Annotated in this window: 20 protein-coding genes; 4 read left to right on the forward strand and 16 right to left on the reverse strand. The window is 64.4% G+C overall.

Annotation, left to right across the window (positions count from 1 at the left end; all coding sequences use genetic code 11):
• Positions 1–52: 52 nt before the first annotated feature.
• From F3H98_RS08850 to rplS, 13 genes are all read right to left on the reverse strand, one after another.
• Entirely contained in the window at positions 53–1,249 is a 1,197-nt protein-coding gene (locus tag F3H98_RS08850; protein WP_149759777.1) for a GGDEF domain-containing protein, read from the reverse strand.
• 159 nt (positions 1,250–1,408) lie between these two features.
• Positions 1,409–2,818 carry a 3-isopropylmalate dehydratase large subunit gene (gene leuC, locus F3H98_RS08855; RefSeq protein WP_149759778.1) on the reverse strand — a complete coding sequence of 470 codons (1,410 nt, stop codon included), beginning with the start codon at positions 2,816–2,818 and terminating at the stop codon, positions 1,409–1,411.
• Positions 2,819–2,888: 70 nt separating this feature from the next.
• On the reverse strand, positions 2,889–3,053 hold the full coding sequence (locus F3H98_RS08860) for a hypothetical protein (RefSeq protein ID WP_188130386.1): 165 nt from the start codon (positions 3,051–3,053) through the stop codon (positions 2,889–2,891).
• 62 nt (positions 3,054–3,115) lie between these two features.
• Complete coding sequence (locus tag F3H98_RS08865; RefSeq protein ID WP_149759779.1) at positions 3,116–3,652, reverse strand: MgtC/SapB family protein; 537 nt, start codon at positions 3,650–3,652, stop codon at positions 3,116–3,118.
• Between the two features lie 70 nt (positions 3,653–3,722).
• Positions 3,723–4,355, reverse strand: a complete 633-nt coding sequence (locus F3H98_RS08870) for a class I SAM-dependent DNA methyltransferase (RefSeq protein WP_149759780.1) — start codon at positions 4,353–4,355, stop codon at positions 3,723–3,725.
• A 22-nt stretch (positions 4,356–4,377) separates the two neighbouring features.
• A complete protein-coding gene (locus F3H98_RS08875; protein WP_149759781.1) occupies positions 4,378–5,193 on the reverse strand; it encodes an amino acid ABC transporter permease in 816 nt (271 codons plus the stop codon).
• Between the two features lie 64 nt (positions 5,194–5,257).
• Positions 5,258–6,055: a transporter substrate-binding domain-containing protein gene (locus tag F3H98_RS08880; RefSeq protein ID WP_149759782.1), complete on the reverse strand. Its 798-nt coding sequence runs from the start codon at positions 6,053–6,055 to the stop codon at positions 5,258–5,260.
• A 307-nt stretch (positions 6,056–6,362) separates the two neighbouring features.
• The gene (locus F3H98_RS08885) at positions 6,363–6,845 is read right to left on the reverse strand and encodes a MarR family winged helix-turn-helix transcriptional regulator (RefSeq protein WP_149759783.1); all 483 of its coding nucleotides are present in this window, start codon (positions 6,843–6,845) and stop codon (positions 6,363–6,365) included.
• Positions 6,842–7,261, reverse strand: coding sequence for an organic hydroperoxide resistance protein (locus tag F3H98_RS08890; RefSeq protein WP_149759784.1), 420 nt, complete (start codon positions 7,259–7,261; stop codon positions 6,842–6,844). Before F3H98_RS08890 ends, F3H98_RS08885 begins: the two co-directional genes overlap by 4 nt.
• Positions 7,262–7,346: 85 nt before the next feature.
• The gene (locus F3H98_RS08895) at positions 7,347–7,877 is read right to left on the reverse strand and encodes a GNAT family N-acetyltransferase (protein ID WP_149759785.1); all 531 of its coding nucleotides are present in this window, start codon (positions 7,875–7,877) and stop codon (positions 7,347–7,349) included.
• Positions 7,874–8,692 carry a class I SAM-dependent methyltransferase gene (locus F3H98_RS08900; RefSeq protein WP_149759786.1) on the reverse strand — a complete coding sequence of 273 codons (819 nt, stop codon included), beginning with the start codon at positions 8,690–8,692 and terminating at the stop codon, positions 7,874–7,876. The genes F3H98_RS08895 and F3H98_RS08900 overlap by 4 nt, the downstream gene beginning before the upstream one ends.
• A 145-nt stretch (positions 8,693–8,837) precedes the next feature.
• Positions 8,838–10,355 carry an aromatic amino acid lyase gene (locus F3H98_RS08905; protein WP_149759787.1) on the reverse strand — a complete coding sequence of 506 codons (1,518 nt, stop codon included), beginning with the start codon at positions 10,353–10,355 and terminating at the stop codon, positions 8,838–8,840.
• 112 nt (positions 10,356–10,467) lie between these two features.
• Complete coding sequence (gene rplS / locus F3H98_RS08910) at positions 10,468–11,013, reverse strand: 50S ribosomal protein L19 (protein WP_149759788.1); 546 nt, start codon at positions 11,011–11,013, stop codon at positions 10,468–10,470.
• Positions 11,014–11,541: 528 nt separating this feature from the next.
• Between rplS and F3H98_RS08915 the strand changes: the two genes are divergently transcribed.
• A complete protein-coding gene (locus F3H98_RS08915) occupies positions 11,542–12,297 on the forward strand; it encodes a sulfite exporter TauE/SafE family protein (RefSeq protein WP_149759789.1) in 756 nt (251 codons plus the stop codon).
• Here F3H98_RS08915 and trmD read toward each other — a convergent pair.
• Together trmD and rimM are read right to left on the reverse strand one after the other, a co-directional pair.
• Positions 12,279–12,986 carry a tRNA (guanosine(37)-N1)-methyltransferase TrmD gene (gene trmD / locus F3H98_RS08920; RefSeq protein WP_149759790.1) on the reverse strand — a complete coding sequence of 236 codons (708 nt, stop codon included), beginning with the start codon at positions 12,984–12,986 and terminating at the stop codon, positions 12,279–12,281. The two genes, F3H98_RS08915 and trmD, sit on opposite strands and share 19 nt — an antisense overlap.
• The gene (gene rimM / locus F3H98_RS08925; protein ID WP_149759791.1) at positions 12,983–13,600 is read right to left on the reverse strand and encodes a ribosome maturation factor RimM; all 618 of its coding nucleotides are present in this window, start codon (positions 13,598–13,600) and stop codon (positions 12,983–12,985) included. Before rimM ends, trmD begins: the two co-directional genes overlap by 4 nt.
• A 67-nt stretch (positions 13,601–13,667) precedes the next feature.
• Between rimM and F3H98_RS08930 the strand changes: the two genes are divergently transcribed.
• Positions 13,668–14,606: a tyrosine recombinase XerC gene (locus F3H98_RS08930; protein WP_149759792.1), complete on the forward strand. Its 939-nt coding sequence runs from the start codon at positions 13,668–13,670 to the stop codon at positions 14,604–14,606.
• Between the two features lie 72 nt (positions 14,607–14,678).
• On the forward strand, positions 14,679–15,746 hold the full coding sequence (locus F3H98_RS08935) for a TraB/GumN family protein (protein WP_149759793.1): 1,068 nt from the start codon (positions 14,679–14,681) through the stop codon (positions 15,744–15,746).
• On the opposite strand, the gene F3H98_RS08940 is transcribed toward F3H98_RS08935, so the two are convergent.
• Positions 15,743–16,222 (reverse strand): DUF2867 domain-containing protein, encoded by a 480-nt coding sequence (locus F3H98_RS08940; RefSeq protein ID WP_149759794.1) that lies wholly within the window; start codon positions 16,220–16,222, stop codon positions 15,743–15,745. The genes F3H98_RS08935 and F3H98_RS08940 overlap by 4 nt on opposite strands.
• A 278-nt stretch (positions 16,223–16,500) precedes the next feature.
• Here F3H98_RS08940 and F3H98_RS08945 point away from each other — a divergent pair, with 278 nt between their 5' ends.
• Positions 16,501–16,698 carry a hypothetical protein gene (locus tag F3H98_RS08945; RefSeq protein WP_149759795.1) on the forward strand — a complete coding sequence of 66 codons (198 nt, stop codon included), beginning with the start codon at positions 16,501–16,503 and terminating at the stop codon, positions 16,696–16,698.
• The last annotated feature ends 119 nt before the right edge of the window (positions 16,699–16,817 follow it).

Here is a 16,817-nt window from a genome sequence, read left to right on the forward strand (position 1 = left end):
ACGGCCAAAAAAGACGTTAACATGCGGCTTTGTTCGGACGAAATCGGCGGCGTCAGGTAGCGCGAAAAGCCTCCGGCGTGAAGGTGGTTTCCGGCCGTTGATACGAAAGGCGAACGCTGTCGCGGCCAAGCTTCTTGGCCTGGTAGAGCGCCTCGTCGGCGCGCCGCATCAGCTGCCCGAGGCTTTCTTCCCCGGTGCGCATCGCAATGCCGAAGCTCGCCGTCACCACGGCGTTGGCCGGCAGGCCGGCCACCGGACCGCGTCTAAAGGAAGACCGCACGCCCTCGGCGAAGAGTTGCGCGGTGGCAAGGTCGCAGGCCGGCAGCAACACCGCAAATTCCTCGCCTCCGAGACGCCCCGCTATGGCGAACCCGCCGCAGCCCGACCGCAGCCGGGTGGCGAATTCGGCGATCACCTTGTCGCCCGCATCGTGGCCATAGCGATCGTTGATCGACTTGAAGTGATCGAGATCGGCCAGCACCAGCGCCAGCGGCATGGATTTGCCCGACTTCACCTCGAGCAACCTTTCCGCCGCCTCTTCGAACCCGCGGCGGTTCAAAAGTCCGGAAAGCGGGTCCGTGCAGGATTCGGCCTTCAGCGCCTTGACCACGTCGAGCGCGGCGGCGGTGAACAGGCAGAGCGCCGTAAGCAGCGACAGAAGTGCATGCGACAGCTGCGCAGTCGTCCAGTAGACCGACTGGTAGAAGCCGTCATAGGACACGAAGGGACCGTATATCTCGACGAGAACGATCGTGCGGACGAAGAAGTTCAACCCCGACACCAGCGACAGCACGAACAGGATGGTTTCTGCCGGGCCGTTTTTGCGCACCACCCACAACTCGGCGGCGACAACGAGGGTAACGCCGCCAAATGCGAAATTCATGGTGAGGATGCGCATGGTCAGGTCAGGCTGGACGAACAGGAACCAGCTGAAGCAGGCAAGCCCGCCAAAGGCCAGCAAGATGACGGCAACCAGGCTGGTCAGCCGGCCATACCGCGCCACGATGGCGCCAGCCAGACAGCAGGCGGCGATCGCAAACGACAGATTGGAGAGGAATTTGGTCGGCGCGAAGCCGATCGGCAGTACAAAATACTGAAGCAGAAATCCCGTGGCCGAGCAGGTGTAGGCAACAGCCAATACAGCCAGATACGGCCGGTCGCGCTGATAGAGCCAAAGCATCAGGAACGCCGCGGCCAGAGCCAGCGCGATGGCTGGATTGAGCAGCGCTATGAACAGGCCCGTATCCAAACTGCGTTTTTCACCCCTTCCGTCACGGAAGATCGTAGACGGCAAGCCCAAATAACGCGTTAAGCCGGCGCCCGCAACGGTCCTGGCGCGCCGCACATGGAAAGGTGGATAGGGCTCTGCGCAGCCGGACGATCCGGCCGCGCAGATTTCAGTCTCGCGTCAGTTCCACTCGCGAATATCGACGAAATGACCTGCGATCGCGGCCGCCGCAGCCATCGCCGGCGATACCAGATGGGTGCGGCCCTTGTAGCCCTGGCGGCCTTCGAAGTTGCGGTTCGAGGTCGAGGCGCAGCGCTCATGCGGCTTCAGCCGGTCGTCGTTCATGGCAAGGCACATCGAGCAGCCAGGCTCGCGCCAGTCGAAACCGGCGGCGATGAAGATCTTGTCCAGGCCCTCGGCTTCCGCCTGTTCCTTCACCAGGCCGGAGCCCGGCACGATCATGGCGTTGACGCGCGGGTTGACCGACTTGCCCTCGACCACTTTCGCGGCCTCGCGCAGATCCTCGATGCGGCCGTTGGTGCAGGAGCCGATGAACACCCGGTCAAGTTCGATGTCGGTGATCCTGGTGCCGGCCTTGAGGCCCATATAGTCGAGCGCCCGCTGCTTGGACGCGCGTTTGGTCTCGTCGGCGATCGCGGCGGGATCCGGCACCACGCCGAGAACGGAAACGACGTCTTCCGGAGACGAGCCCCAGGAGACGATCGGCGGCAGGTTGGCGGCGTTGAGCACGACGACCTTGTCGAAATGCGCGCCATCGTCGGACTTCAGCGTCTTCCAGTAGTCGAGCGCCATGTCCCACGCCTTGCCTTTCGGCGCGCGCGGCTTGTCCTTGACGTAGGCGAAGGTGGTCTCGTCGGGAGCGATCAGGCCGGCCCGCGCCCCGCCTTCGATCGACATGTTGCAGATGGTCATACGACCTTCCATCGACAGCGCCCGGATGGCCTCGCCGGCATATTCGATGACATAGCCGGTGCCGCCGGCGGTGCCGATTTCGCCGATGATGGCGAGGATGATGTCCTTGGCGGTGACGCCTTCCGGCAGCGTACCGTCGACCCGCACCAGCATGTTCTTGGCCTTGCGCTGGATCAGCGTCTGCGTCGCCAGCACATGCTCGACCTCGGAGGTGCCGATGCCATGCGCCAGCGCGCCGAACGCGCCGTGGGTGGACGTGTGGCTGTCGCCGCAGACGATCGTCATGCCAGGCAGGGTGAACCCCTGCTCCGGGCCAATGATGTGCACGATGCCCTGACGGATATCGTTCTCGGAATAATATTCGACGCCGAAATCCTTGGCGTTCTTCGCCAGCGCCTCGACCTGGATGCGGCTTTCCTCGTTCTTGATGCCGAGCTTGCGGTCGGGCGAGGTCGGCACATTGTGATCGACCACGGCCAGCGTCTTTTCGGGATGGCGAACCTTGCGGCCGGCCATGCGCAGGCCTTCGAAAGCCTGCGGGCTGGTCACCTCGTGCACGAGGTGGCGATCGATCCACAAAAGGCAGGTGCCGTCGTCCTGGCGATCGACCAGATGGTCATCGAATATCTTGTCGTAGAGGGTGCGCGGTGCGCTCATGTGCGTAAATCCGTCGATATGAACAGGGAAAGAACAGGCTGCGCCGGAAACCCGTCGGTCCGGCGAACGACTAGATAAGTCGGCTGGTCAGCGCGCCTGAAATCCGGGCAAAGAATCGCGACGGCAGGCGCTTGTGGTCCTGCAGCACGAAACCCTTGTAGGCCGGATCTCCGAAAAGTTCTTCCATCAGCGGCTCAATACCAATCTTTTGGCCTTCCGGCAATTGGCCGGTCATTTCGCCGGCAGGAGCGGCGAAATGAAGCCAGAGGGTCCGGCCATTTGATCGTCTGAAACGGGCTAGCCGCGCTTTTGCTTCGCCGCCGGTTTCCGCGCCGCAGATTTTTCGTCGCGCTTGTCTTCGCTGAGGTCGAATTTCACTTCGACTGCATGCAAAAGGCCGAGCACGATGAGCACCAGGAACGTGCCGAAACCGGCGATCTGCCAGAAGCCGAGGCCGGCGGCGAGCCCTATGGCGCCGGCGAGCCACATGCCCGCGCCGGTGGTCAGGCCCTGCACCTCGCCGCGCGCGAAAAGGATGGTGCCGGCTGCAAGGAAAGCGATGCCAGCTGTCACCGCTTCGACGGCGCGGATCGGGTCGAAACGCGCTGTGTCCTTCAGGAACATCGGCGCGTGTACAATCTCGATGGTGAGGATGCCGAAGGTCGCGGCGGCAACGCAGACCAAGATATGGGTACGCAGACCGGCAGGGCGGTTGCGCCATTCGCGCTCGAAGCCGATGACCGCGCCGAAAAGCGTTGCCAGCAGCAGCCGCGCGACGACGACCGGAAATGAGGTGTATGTCGTATGGCCGAATTCTTCGACGAGCTGTTCCATGGAATCCCCCTCAAGCTGGTTCGCCACCAAACGCACCGGAGGCCGCCAGGTTCCGCGACATGTTGCCGGCTCACTGAATCTCGAACACGAACGCCTTGACCAGCGCGTCGGGTTCGGCAACCGCATAGCAGCGAAACCAGGGGCTTTCCTCGACGGCCCGCCAGGTCTTTTCCCGTTCCATCTCGTCGAACACGGCCTGGAAGCCGCCGCTGGCAAAAACCTGGTCGCGCACTGTAAAGATCGCGTGGCCGCCCTTGCGGGTGATGCGGGCGAGCTCGTGCAGGCCTGAGGCCGGTGCGTGGCCGATGGTGAAGACGCCTGTCGAGAAGAAGGCGCGGAAATGACCGTCCGGCCAGGGCAGCGGACCGCCGAGCATTGCCTGTTTCAGATCGCCATAGGCGCCACGGCTACCGGCGATCTTCAGCATGTCGGGCGAGAGGTCGAGGCCGGCGATATCGCCATAGCCGAGCGCCTTGAGCGACGGGCCGGAAAGGCCGGTGCCGCATCCGGCGTCGAGCAGGGGGCCTTCGCCTGCGGGCACGTAACGGGCGACCCACGCGCCAATCAGGAATGGCAGGAGGTAACCCAATGAAGCGGTTTCGCCGTCATAGGTTACCGCCCATTCCGCGTAGGCGGCCGACAGTTCCTCCGGCGTCCTCGCCGAATAGACCTTGTCGAGCGCCGCATTGGCCTTGTCCGACATCTTTTCTCCTCCGCCCGCCCGCTCACTCGTTCGTCTGGCGGCGCATGCGTTTTTCCAGCGCCCGCAGCGCCAGCGACAAGCCGACTGTGAGGATCAGGTAGACATAAGCAACAATGGAATAGGTCTCGAAGAAGCGGAACGAGCCGGCGGCATAGACCTTGCCCATCTGGGTGATGTCGGCGACGCCGAGCACCGAAACCAGCGACGAGTCCTTGACCATGGCGATGAAATCGTTGCCGTAAGGCGGCAGGATGGTGCGAAACGCTTGCGGCCAGATGATGTGGCGAAAGCGGCGGTAGCGCGACAGGCCGAGCGCTTTGGCGGCTTCGATCTGGCCGATATCGACCGCCTGAATGCCGGCGCGGAAGATTTCGGCGATGAAGGACGAATAGGCGATGGTGAGCGCGATGATTGCCCGCCACATCAGCGAGAAGTCGCGCACCTGCATCGGCTCGATCAGGCCCGCCGCCTGCAGCGGGTAAGACACCCAGTTCCACGACACCACCAGCGCCGGCGCGCCGACAAAGGCGATCCAGAACAACAGCACGAGGATCGGCACGCCACGGATGATCTCGACGTAGAAGCGCCCGATCTGCCGCAACCATACCGAATCCGACAGCACCATTAGCGCGACGCAGAGCCCAAGCACCGAGGCCAGCGCATAGCCGACCAGGGTGACGAAGATGGTGATGCCGATGCCCTTGGCGACAATCGAAAAGACCTGCGAATAAAGACCGCTGGCCGCTATGAGAACGGCGGCGACGATGGCGATGACGATCGCCGCGACGAGCCACCAGGGAAAGTCGCGCTTGGCGACTGCGGGAGACGTCGACGCCATCACGCCGCCGGCCGGCGCCGGGGATAACCAGCCTCCCGGCGAGAGGGAGGGCAAGCAGGCAGTCTCACTTTGCCGGCTTGTAGTCGACGAACCACTTCTGGGTGATCTTGTCGAAGGTGCCGTCGGCTTTCAGGGCGGCGATGCCGGCATTGATCGGAGCGACAAGGTCGGAACCTTTGGCGAAGATGTAACCGAAATCTTCGGCCTGCAGGGGGTCGCCGACCAGTTTGAGCTTGCCGCCGGAGGTCGCGACAAGCGCCTTGCCGCCGGCGCTGTCCGTCAGCACCAGATCGACGTCGCCCGCCTGAAGCGCCGCCACCGAGGCGGCAAACGTCTCGAACAGCTTGACGCGCGGGTTCTGCTCGTTGCCGTCGAGCACGTTGTAGACGGCAACGTAGAAGGGCGACGTGCCGGCCTGGGCGCCGACCAGCAGCTTTTCGTCCGCCGCGAAGGCTTTCGGCTCGGCAAAGCGGCTCTCGTCGTCACGCACCAGCATGAAGATTTCCGAGCGCATGTAAGGATCGGAGAAATCAACCTTCTCCTTACGGTCGTCCTTGATGGTGATGCCGGTCATGCCCATGTCGTACTGCTTGTCCGACACCGCCTGGATCATCGCGTCCCACGAGGTGTTCTGGTACTCGACCTTGAAGTTCAGCCGCTTGGAAAGCTCTTCCATCGCGTCATATTCCCAGCCGACCGGCTTGCCGCTTGCCGGATCGACGAACTGCAGCGGGAAATAGGCGTTTTCGGTGACCACCACGACGGTCTTGCCGCCAAGATCAGGCAAGGCCTGCGCGAGAGCGGCAGCCGGAAAAAGAACGAGGGCCAGAAGCCCGGCAAGCAAAAGTTTCATTCTGTTCATGACGCGCTCCCAGATACGGTCCCTCCCGGATCGCCCGGGATTTGCCGACGACTGTAGCGCGCCCGAAAGCGCTTGCAAGCCGGAGCCGTGCCGGAAGCGGCGGCGGAACCGGAAATCCGTTTCGCCGGGAAGTATTCAGGTGTGCTGGGTCAGCCCGAGCCGGAGTCGAAGACGGGCGCGTCAGCGACCAAACAGGTGGATTTCGAGAACCGGAGCGCAGCGTACATTTGGGTACGTGAGCACCGGAAGCGCAGAAAGCCGCCATTTGCAGTCCGGCATCACCTGAATATCGACACACTCTGGCGGGTCAGCCCGGCTGCCGTTCCGTTTTGCGCAAGCTGCGACTGAGCCTGCTCAACGTGCCGTGCAGGTTGATCAGTTCGTCCTGCGACAAGGGCAGCTGGCAAGCCATGGCCCTGGGAACGGCCTTGGCGCGTTCGCGAAGTGCTGCTCCTTTTGCCGTCGGCTCGACCAGCACCCGCCGCTCGTCCGCGGGGTCGCGCTTGCGGCTGACCAGACCGCCGGCCTCCAGCCGCTTCAGCAGCGGCGTCAGCGTGGCGGAATCGAGGCCCAGCGCTTCACCGAGTTCACCCACCGTGCGGGGCGTCTTCTCCCACAAGACCAGCATGACGAGATATTGCGGATAGGTCAGCCCCAGCGGTTCCAGCAGCGGCCGGTAAAGCCGCGTCACCAGGCTGCTTGCCGAATAGAGCGCGAAGCAGATCTGGCGGTCGAGCCGTAGCAGCCCGCCGCCGTCCTGCTTCACCTTCTGTTTTTCGGCCGTGGTCATTGCGCCTTTGCCGTAAGCGCCACGTCGATATTGCCCTTGATGGCGTTGGAATAGGGGCAGACCTTGTGCGCGGTCGCCACCAGCGCATCCGCGGTCGCCTGGTCGACACCCTTGGTCTCGACCGCCAGCGCCACGCCCAGCTTGAAACCGCCCTGGCCGTCGGGATGCAATTCGACGGTGGCATTGATAGCCGAATCCGTCAGCGTCGCCTTCTGCTTGCGCGCCACCAGCGCCAATGCGCTGCCGAAGCAGGCAGCGTAGCCGGCTGCGAAAAGCTGCTCGGGATTGGTGGCGCCGCCCTGGCCGCCAAGCTCCTTGGGCATCGCCAGATCGACGCTGAGCAGGCCGTCACTGGTTTCGGCATGGCCAAGGCGGCCGCCTGTGGCGCGGGCCTGAGTGGAATACAATGCGGGCATCGGTTTTCTCCATTTAATAGCTAGCGATTAAATCGCACACGATATTATCTCCGTCAAGGCCCCTGCGATAAAATGATACGCCTATTCAGGATCGGCCTTCGAAATCGATCGCCAGCAATTCCTCGTCGTGGAACACGCCGTCGACGCAAAGCGCCTTGCGCTCCAGCCCATAGGGCACGAAGCCCATCGCATGATACATGCGCCGCGTTGCCTCCTGGGCGATAACGACGCTGCACTGCAGGATGCGGACACGGCCAGCGGCCGTGTCGATGACCTGCCGCACCAGTTGCCTGCCGAGGCCTTGCCCGCGAAACTCCGCGCGCACGAAAACGCCCCACATGTATCCCTTGTGCCGTTCCTTCAGACGATCGCTTACCGCGAGCCCCGCAATGCCGACCAGCCGCCCACCGACGAAGGCGCCGAAGGTCGCGCTCGGAGCCGGCGGCGCGGCCCGCGCCGCGAAATGCTCGCGTGACCGGGCCGCTTCCTCCTCGTAGCTGGAGCCGAAGGCCTCCGGCGTCTCTCGCAGTCCGGCCAGCCGCAGCACGCGAAACGCGTCGGCATCCGCCTCGGTCAGCCGCCTGATTTCCACCTGCGCGCCCGCATCGCTCGTCATTTCCGCTTGGTCGCCCCGATCGAATAGGCCAGCGGGATCTTCGGGTTGTCTTCCGGCAGGCCGAACAGGTCCTTGCCCCTCTCCACCGCAAACGGGAAATGCTGCCACGAGACGGCGTCGTGCTCGTTGAGAAAGTCGATGGTCAGGCCGGCCTTTATCAGCGCGTTGACGACGTCGGAAAGCGGGTGGATCCATTCGTAGTAGCGGGCATGCGCCAGCGTCCGGTGGTCGCCGGTGTAGGTGCGCGGTTCGTCCCAGACGATGGGGAGTTTCGAGGGCGTGCGCCAGTCGAGCTGAATTTCGAGCCGCGAACCCTTGCGGTCGCACTGGAACATAAGCGGATGGCCCTCGGCCAGGTACAGCCGCCCGCCCGGCCTCAGCAATCCGGCCACCACCCGGCCCCAGCGGAAGATGTCGCCCAGCCAGTTCACCGCGCCCCAGGTGATGAACACCATATCGTGCTCCCGGCCGAGCACCTCGACCGCGTCGTAGACCGAAGCCTCGGCGAATCGGACATCGGCGCCCGCCCGTTCCGCAAAGTTCCTGGCCGCCGCGATCGCCGCCGGTGAGAAATCGAGACCGGTGACGCTTCGTGCGCCGAGATGCTTCAGGCTGATCGTGTCCAGCCCGATATGGCATTGCAGATGAGCGATATCCATGCCGAAGATGTCGCCGATCTCGCCTGATTCGAGCGAAAAAAGGCTGGAGCCGCCGGCCAGCACATTGGCAATGCGATAGCTTCCGGTCGGATCTGTCGCATGCAGTGCCGCACGGTCATCCCAGTTCAGGCGGTTCGCCGCTGAAAATTCGTCCACCCACAGTCCCCTCGAACAAAGGCGAATTCGCAATTTTGTGCATGTCGCCCGAAAGCGTCCCAGGTTTCGGGAGAAACGACATGCACAAGCAAGAAGCTGCAGCGACCGCCGAATCCCATTAGGCGCGACACGCTTTGGCCGGAGCTTAATCTGACGCGGCGGCCGTGACCACCTTGGGCCCGACGGTTTCTCGCGGCGGCAGCTGCTCGGGTTCGCCTTCTTCGAAAACCTGTCTTGTGAACCATTCGGTCAAGCGGGCGAGCTCGGGGCCGAGAACGCGGTCGTCGCCGACCGGCGCCACGATGCCACGGATTTCGGCGACAAAAGCTTGCAGGGCGGGTGGCGCGGACCGGTCGGTGATATGCAGGGCCTGCGATGCGACCACCGCCAGCATGGCCATGGCCGCGTCGAGGCAGCGACCCGCCCGTTCCTCCTTCGCCCAGGCGAAGAAAACCGTCGTCGCGACATCGTCCTGGCCGGATCCGGCCGATTCGGTGCCGGGAATGAAGGTGCGTTGCGCGGCAAGCTTCGCCTGCTCCAGATAGCCGGTGATCGCCATCGGGATGTAGCCGACATTGCCGTGGCCGTCGCTGTCGCTCGGGTGGCGTCCGTTCATCAGAAGGTCGGGCAACAGCGACACCTTGCCGTTCAACAGCTTCGAGGCGTGGCGGTCGCACAGCAGGCACAGGTCGGCCCAGATGGCCGCAAGATCGTCGAGCGCCGGCGTCGCCATCGCGTTGTGATAGCCCCCGGTGCTGATGCAGCGCCCGAGCGGGTGGTCCGCATCCGGCGGCACGTAGACCGGATTGTCGGACACCGAGCTCAGCGACACCGTTGCGGCGCGCTCGGCCGAGGCAAGGGCGCGATGCGCCTGCCCCAGCACGCGTGGCACGATGCGATAGCTGACCGGCGCCTGGTAATTTCGCCGCCCGTGCCCGGCGCCTTGCAGGAAGCGCCGCAGCCCTGCGAGTGCGGCGGCTTCATGCTCATCGCCCCACAGCACATCGAGCGCTGCGTCGTAATGTTCCAGCGGCGCGCGAAACGCCTCGATCGACAGCGCGAACACCTTTTGCGCCATCTCTACCCGCCGGCTGGCCGCCAGGGCTGCATCGGCCACAAGTGCCGCCGCGCAGGGCGAGCCGTTGATCAGCGAGCCGCGCTCCTTAACCTCGAGGTCGAAGCGCGCCGAAAGGGCGGCAAACAGCGGGTAGAGCGCCAGGATTTCGCCGGCGCCGCCCTGGCCGGAGGCAGACACCGCCGGCAGCGGTCCGCCGTCGAGCATGGCGGCGACGGCAAGCGCGATGCGCGGCGAGGTCGCCGCATTGCCTTCGATGAAATTGGTCAGCCGGGCAAGCACGATCGCCCGGACCACGCGCTCGGGCAGCGGATCGCCGAACGAGGTCGCCGCCGCGAATGCCTTGATACGGGCGTGGCGCTCGCGCTCATCCTTTTCCAGCCGCCGGCTGGCCAGTTCGCCCATCGCGGTGGTCACGCCGTAGATGATCGGCTCGGGATCGCTGTCGATCAGCCGCAGGAACAGGTCGCGGCATTCCGCGATGCACCGCAGCGCCTGATCGCAGAAACGGACGTCCTCGCCTTTCCAGGCGACGCGATAGACTGTTTCGAGGTTGATGTCGGTACGGGCGTCGAGCGTGACGGTCATGATCCATCCTGCGGGGAGAGCGGTCCGCAGAATTGCCGACAATCACCATGCACGCAAAGAAAAAGGCGGCTTAAAAAGCCGCCTTTTTGCAATTGCGATAAATGCCAGGATCTTATTCGGCCTTGGCAGCCTCGGCCTTTTCGGCTTCAGCAGCGGCGGCTGCGGCCTTGGCTTCGGCGGCGTCCTGCGCTGCCTTCTCGGCGGCCAGGGCTTCCGCCGCGGCGATCTTCTCGGCCTCGATACGGGCCTTCTCGGCGTTCAGCGCATCGCGCTCGGCATCGTTGAGCTTGCGGGCGCGCACGCCGGTGTTTTCCGAAATACGGGCCGACTTGCCGCGACGGTCACGCAGGTAATAGAGCTTGGCGCGGCGAACCTTGCCGCGGCGCACGATTTCGACGCCCTCGACCATCGGCGAGAAGACCGGGAACACGCGCTCGACGCCTTCGCCGTAGGAAATCTTGCGGACGGTGAAATTTTCCTGGAAGCCGGCGCCGGAGCGGGCGATGACGACGCCCTCATAGGCCTGCACGCGGGTGCGGCTGCCTTCGGTGACGCGCACCTGGACGCGGACGGTGTCGCCCGGCTGGAATTCGGGGAGCTTGCGCTTGGCTTCGATCTTGGCGGCCTGTTCGGCCTCGAGCTGACGGATGATGTCCATCGCGAAATACCTCTTCTTGCTTCTCGACAGCCAGAGCGCCCGGCGCTTGCCTTGCAGTTCTAAGACCGCGTGGCTATGCCTCTTCTTCCCGAACGGGTCGAAAGAGGCAGGGGCGAATTCACCGCACTTATTGACGGGTCCGGTCGATTATTCTTCCGGTTCGGGCGGGCTCATACAGCCATTTCAGCACTTTGTCACGCCTTTGCGGCGTCTTTTTTGCCGCATCGACGCGCCGTCCTGGCCATCCCGGCGCAAATCCGGCCCGCCGCAATCGGCAAGCTACAGCGCCGCGCGTCTTATCAGACGCGCAAAGGTCGCTGTTGCACCTGAATTGCTTGCATCGTCCGCCCGGGCTTCCTACAGACCGGCGAGCGCAGCGAATTTTGACATTCGCATCCCGCTAATGCATGTCGCCCGAAAGTGTCCTCGGTTTCGGGAGAACGACATGCAAAAACAAAAAGCTACAGTGTGGCCGCCGAATCCCATTCGGCGCGACACGCAGTAGGCGAACCATCAAGCAGGTATCCCTTGTCCCTCACCCTGGTCGGCATCCTCTTTCTCGCAGGTTTCCTGTCGGGCGTTGTCAATGCGATCGCCGGCGGAGGCACTTTCCTCACCTTCGGCGCGCTTACCCTCGCCGGCTTGCCCCCGATCTCGGCCAACGCCACCTCATCGATCGCCCAGTTTCCCGGCTACATCACCTCCACCTACGCCTATCTCGCCGACATCCGCCTGATGTGGCGCGGCGCTTTGGCGCTTGCCGCAATCTCGGCCATCGGCGCGCTTGCCGGGGCGCTCATCCTTCTGTCGCTCGACAATGTCTCGTTCCGCGTCATGGTGCCATGGCTGCTGCTTGCCGCGACCGCGCTGTTCGCAGCCGGTCCGTGGCTGCGCCCGAAAAGCCAGGCGCAACCTCCTCATGGCGCGCCCACCTCGCTTGCTGGCCGCGTCGTGCAGTTCTTCACATCCATTTATGGCGGCTTTTTCGGCGCCGGCATGGGCGTGATGATGCTGGCGACCCTAGGCCTCACGGAAGGCGGTGACTACCACCGCCTCAATGCGCTGAAGAACCTGCTGTCCATTGTCATCGCGGCCGTTGCCATTGTCATCTTCGCCTCGGGCGGCATCGTCTCCTGGTGGGCGGCGGCCGCCATGGTTCCGGGCGTGGCGCTTGGTGGTTATGCCGGCGTGTGGACGGCCCGCCGCGTGCCGCAAGGCATGGTCCGCGCCTTCGTCGTGGCGGTCGGCCTGTTCCTGGCGGTCTATTATTTCGTAACGGGTTGAGCTGGCTTTTTGGCCATCAGATCCGGCCGCCGCTCGGCGGTCAGCTTCTCCGCCTCGGCGCGCCGCCATTTGGCGATTTTCGCATGATTGCCGGAGGTCAGCACCTCGGGGATCGGCAGGCCTTCGAACTCCTGCGGGCGGGTGTAATGCGGATGTTCGAGCAGCCCGTTTTCGAAACTCTCTTCCTCGCCGGAAGCTTCGTTGCCCATCACCCCGGGCAACAGCCTCACGATCGCATCGAGCAGCACATGTGCGGCAACCTCGCCACCCGAGAGGATGTAATCGCCGATGGAAATCTCTTCCAATTGTCGCGCATCGATGATGCGCTGGTCGACGCCTTCGAAGCGTCCGCACAGGATGACCGCGCCCGGTCCGGCGGCGAGCTCACGCACCCGTTCCTGCGTCAGCGGCCTGCCGCGCGGGCTCATCAGCAATCTGGGGCGCAAGTCGCCTTCGGGGGAAGCCGCATCGATCGCCCTCGCCAGGACATCGGCGCGCATCACCATGCCGGCGCCGCCACCAGCCGGCGTGTCGTCGACGCTGCGGTGCCGGTCGGTGGCGAAGTCGCGGATCTGCACCGCCTCCAGCGACCAGGTCCCGGCCTCCAGCGCGCGGCCGGCCAGCGACAGGCCAAGGGCTGCAGGAAACATTTCGGGATAAAGCGTCAGCACCGTGGCGCGGAAACTCACCGGTTGCCCCCGGCGTCCTTCGGTCCGCGCGGACGCCGTCTTGTGATGAAGCCGGCAGCGTCGTCGCCGTCTCCGCCATCCTCGCCTTCGTCGTCCTCATCGTCGACGAGGCCCGCAGCAACGGGATCGACGCGGATGAAGCCGGCGCTGACCGCGATCTGCGGCACCGCTGCCGCAGTGAACGGCACCAACACTGTCTGCCGGTTGTCGAGTGCGATCTCGAGCAGGTCCCCGCCGCCGAAATTCTGCACCGCGGTCACCTTGCCGAGCGTTCCGCCGGTTTCGTCCTGCACCGCCAGGCCGACCAGGTCGGCGTGGTAGAACTCATCGTCCTCCAATTCTTCCGGCAACGCCGAGCGGTCGACGAAAAGTTCGATGCCGGTCAGCGCCTCCGCCGCGTTGCGGTCGGCAATACCCTTGAACCGCACCACCACGACCTCGTTGGCCGGCCGTATGGCCGTGATCTCGAAGGCGCGGCCGTCGCGGGCGTAGAGCGGCCCGTAATCGGCCAGCGCCAGCGGGTCGCCGGTGAAGGTTTTCACGCGCAATTCGCCCTTGATGCCGTGGGCGGCGCCGATCACGGCCATCTGGACGGGTTTCTTGAGTTTCGACATCGCAGTTTCACGGGTTGCTAAGATCGGTCGGTCAATAGTGACTTATTCAATCGGACGGTCGCTGCCAATGCAGGAATTCCTTATCTCGGCCAGACAGGACCTTCTCGACGCCCGCGCCGACTGGCTGAAAGTGCTCGGCAGCGAAAGGCGGCTGGCCGCGCTGACGCTCGACGCCTATGAGCGCGACACCCGCCAGTTCTTCCAGTTTCTCACCGGCCATTGCGGCGGCCCGCCGGGCATCGCCGACATCCGCGAATTGCGCACCGCGGACCTGCGCGCCTATCTCTCCTACCGCCGCTCCGGCGGCGCGGGAGCCCGCACGCTGGGGCGCGGGCTGGCCGGCGTTCGCTCTTTCCTGCGCTTTCTCGAGCGGCGCGGCCTTGCCAACGCCGCCGGCGCTGCCGCGCTGCGCGCGCCCAAGCAACCGAAATCGCTGCCCAAGCCGCTGACCGCCGTGGACGCAAAACGCGTCGTCTCGTCGGGCGAACAACTTGCCGAAGAGCCCTGGATTGCCGCGCGCAACGCCGCGGTGCTGACCTTGCTCTATGGCTCCGGCCTGCGCATTTCCGAGGCGCTCGGCCTTTCCGGCGGCGATCTCGCCAGCCCCGGCGACACCGTGCTGCGCATCACCGGCAAGGGCGGCAAGACGCGGCTGGTGCCGGTGCTGCCCGTCGCCCTGCAGGCGGTCGCCGAATATCGCCGCCTGTGCCCGTATGACCTCGATGCGCGAGGCCTGCTGTTCCGCGGCGCACGTGGCGGCGCGTTGCAGCCGGCGATCGTCCAGCGCGAGATGCAGAAGATGCGCTCCGCGCTCAACCTGCCGGCGACGGCGACGCCACACGCACTGCGCCATTCCTTCGCCACCCACCTGCTCGGCCGCGGCGGCGACCTCAGGACCATCCAGGAACTGCTCGGCCATGCCAGCCTGTCGACGACGCAGATCTATACCGGCGTCGACACCCAGCGACTGCTCGAAATCTACGAAGCCGCGCACCCGCGCGCCTGACGGCGCTCGGCCGCGACAATTCTCGGCTCGCGGTTAACAGTTTCGCCGCTTTTTCCACCTAGGAATCGCGGCATGAAGCGCCTCCTCACCATCGCCGACCGTGCGACCCTCCTGTCGCTGAAGCTGCTCTGCGCGGCCAACATCCTGTTCCTGATCTCATTCCTCGTCATCATGGCGCTGGCGACCGGCAGGGCGCGCGCCGAAATGCCGGCCTGCACCGGCCACGACATGATGGCTGAGATGCAGAAATCCGATCCCGCGGGCCTGGCGGCAATCCGCGTCGAGGCCGACAAGACACTGAACGGCAAGGGCCTGCTGTGGAAGGTCGAGAAGGACGGGCGCACTTCCTACCTGTTCGGCACCATGCACCTGACCGATCCGCGCGTCACCAGCCTGACGCCGGCGGCACGCAAGGCCTTCGATGCATCCGACACCGTCGTCATCGAGACGACTGACGTGCTCGACAAGGCCAGGATGATGGCTGCGCTGATGGCGAAGCCGGAACTGACCATGTTCACCGACGCCACGACGCTGACGTCCCTGTTGCCGCAGGGGGAAGTCGAGAGCGTCAACAAGGCGCTCGATGCCCGCGGCATTCCGCCGGCCAGCGTCACCAAGATGAAGCCGTGGATCCTGTCGGCGATGCTGGCGCTGCCGGCCTGCGAGGTGGCCCGCCAGTCGGCCGGCGCCCCTGTGCTCGACGTGAAGCTCGCCGATGATGCCAAGGCCGCCGGCAAATCGGTCGAGGGCCTCGAAACCGCGGTCAGCCAGTTGGAGGCGATGGCCTCGCTGCCGATGGATTTTCACGTCAGGGGTCTGGTCGACACGCTGAAGCTCGGCAACCGCATCGACGACGTCATCGAGACGATGATCGCGCTTTACGTGAAGGGCGACACCGGCACCTTCTGGCCGCTGTTCAAGGCGGCATTGCCGAGCGAGGGCCAGGACGAAGCGGGTTACGCCGCCTTCGAGGAGGCCATGATCAAGACCCGCAACAAGACGATGGTCGAGCGCGCCGAGCCTATTTTTCAGCGCAGCAAGGCCTTCATGGCGGTCGGCGCCCTGCATCTGCCGGGGCCGGAAGGGTTGATCGAGCTGTTTCGCAAGGACGGCTACACGGTCACCGTCGCCGACCTCTAACCTTGCGGGCCGGCAACCCGCGCCAGCATCGCCGGAACGATGATGCGGTGGAACGGCATGATAACCGCAAGATAGGCGCGGCCGAACCAGTTGTGCGGCGCGACCAGCGTCGTGGCGCTGACCTCCTGCAGCCCTTCGCCGAGTTCCTTCAGCTCGACCACCAGCCGAAAATCCAGATGCCGGTCGTCGAGGCCCAGAACGATCCGCGACGCGGTCTGGCTCAATAGGGGAAACATGCCGATGCGCCGCTGCTGCGAAGGCAGGTCGGCCACAGCTGTCTTCAGCCCGAACGGCCGAACCAAAAGGTTGCGCAGCGCCATCAGCCGGCCGATCCATGCCGGCCGGTCGGCGAATGCCCGTCCGGTGGCGGTCATCACATCAAGCCGCTGCCCGCTGACCACCACTGCAAAGCGGTCGGCAAAGCGAGCGCCCGGCAAAAATTCGCTGAAATTGGAAAGGTTCGGCGCCACGGGCATGTCGTTGACCTCCGCTGGAGCATTTTGCAGCCAAATGGAATCATTTGGCGTCCGCATAAATACGGCAAAACAAATGCTTAGAGCGAGTTGCCGGTTCTAAAAGAACCGGAACGGCTCTAGCTCATCTCGGTCGAGCCTACCCCCTTTCGACAAGCTTCGCGGCGTGGCGAAACGCCGCCAACGGTGCTGAAATCCACGGCCGTTCACGCAAAGCGTGATTTGGCGCTTTCCTGAGCCTCTGTTAGCATTTTGCCGTAACGTCAAGCGAGGAGATGAGCATGACCCGCATCCTTGTTGTTGCCGCCGCCCTTGGCCTTGGTCTCTCGGCTGCGTCGGCATGCGAATTCCAGCGTTCCGCCGAACTTGACCGGACTGTCGTGGCAAGCGTCACGCCAAGCGAGATGCAGTCGACGCCGGCCACCGCGCCGATCCCGACGCAAGATCCCGTGACCGTTCCGGCCGAAGAGGCCGAATAGAGCATTCAGTTTGCGCTAAGTAGGACCTGGATGGCCCGGTCGCAATCGCGTCCGGGCGTTTGTGTTTTCCATACAGATGAAACCGTTTTCCGTTTCGCGCGTTATCTTGCACCGCAACA

The sequence above is a fragment of the Neomesorhizobium albiziae genome, from assembly GCF_900114255.1.
Taxonomy (GTDB): domain Bacteria; phylum Pseudomonadota; class Alphaproteobacteria; order Rhizobiales; family Rhizobiaceae; genus Neomesorhizobium; species Neomesorhizobium albiziae.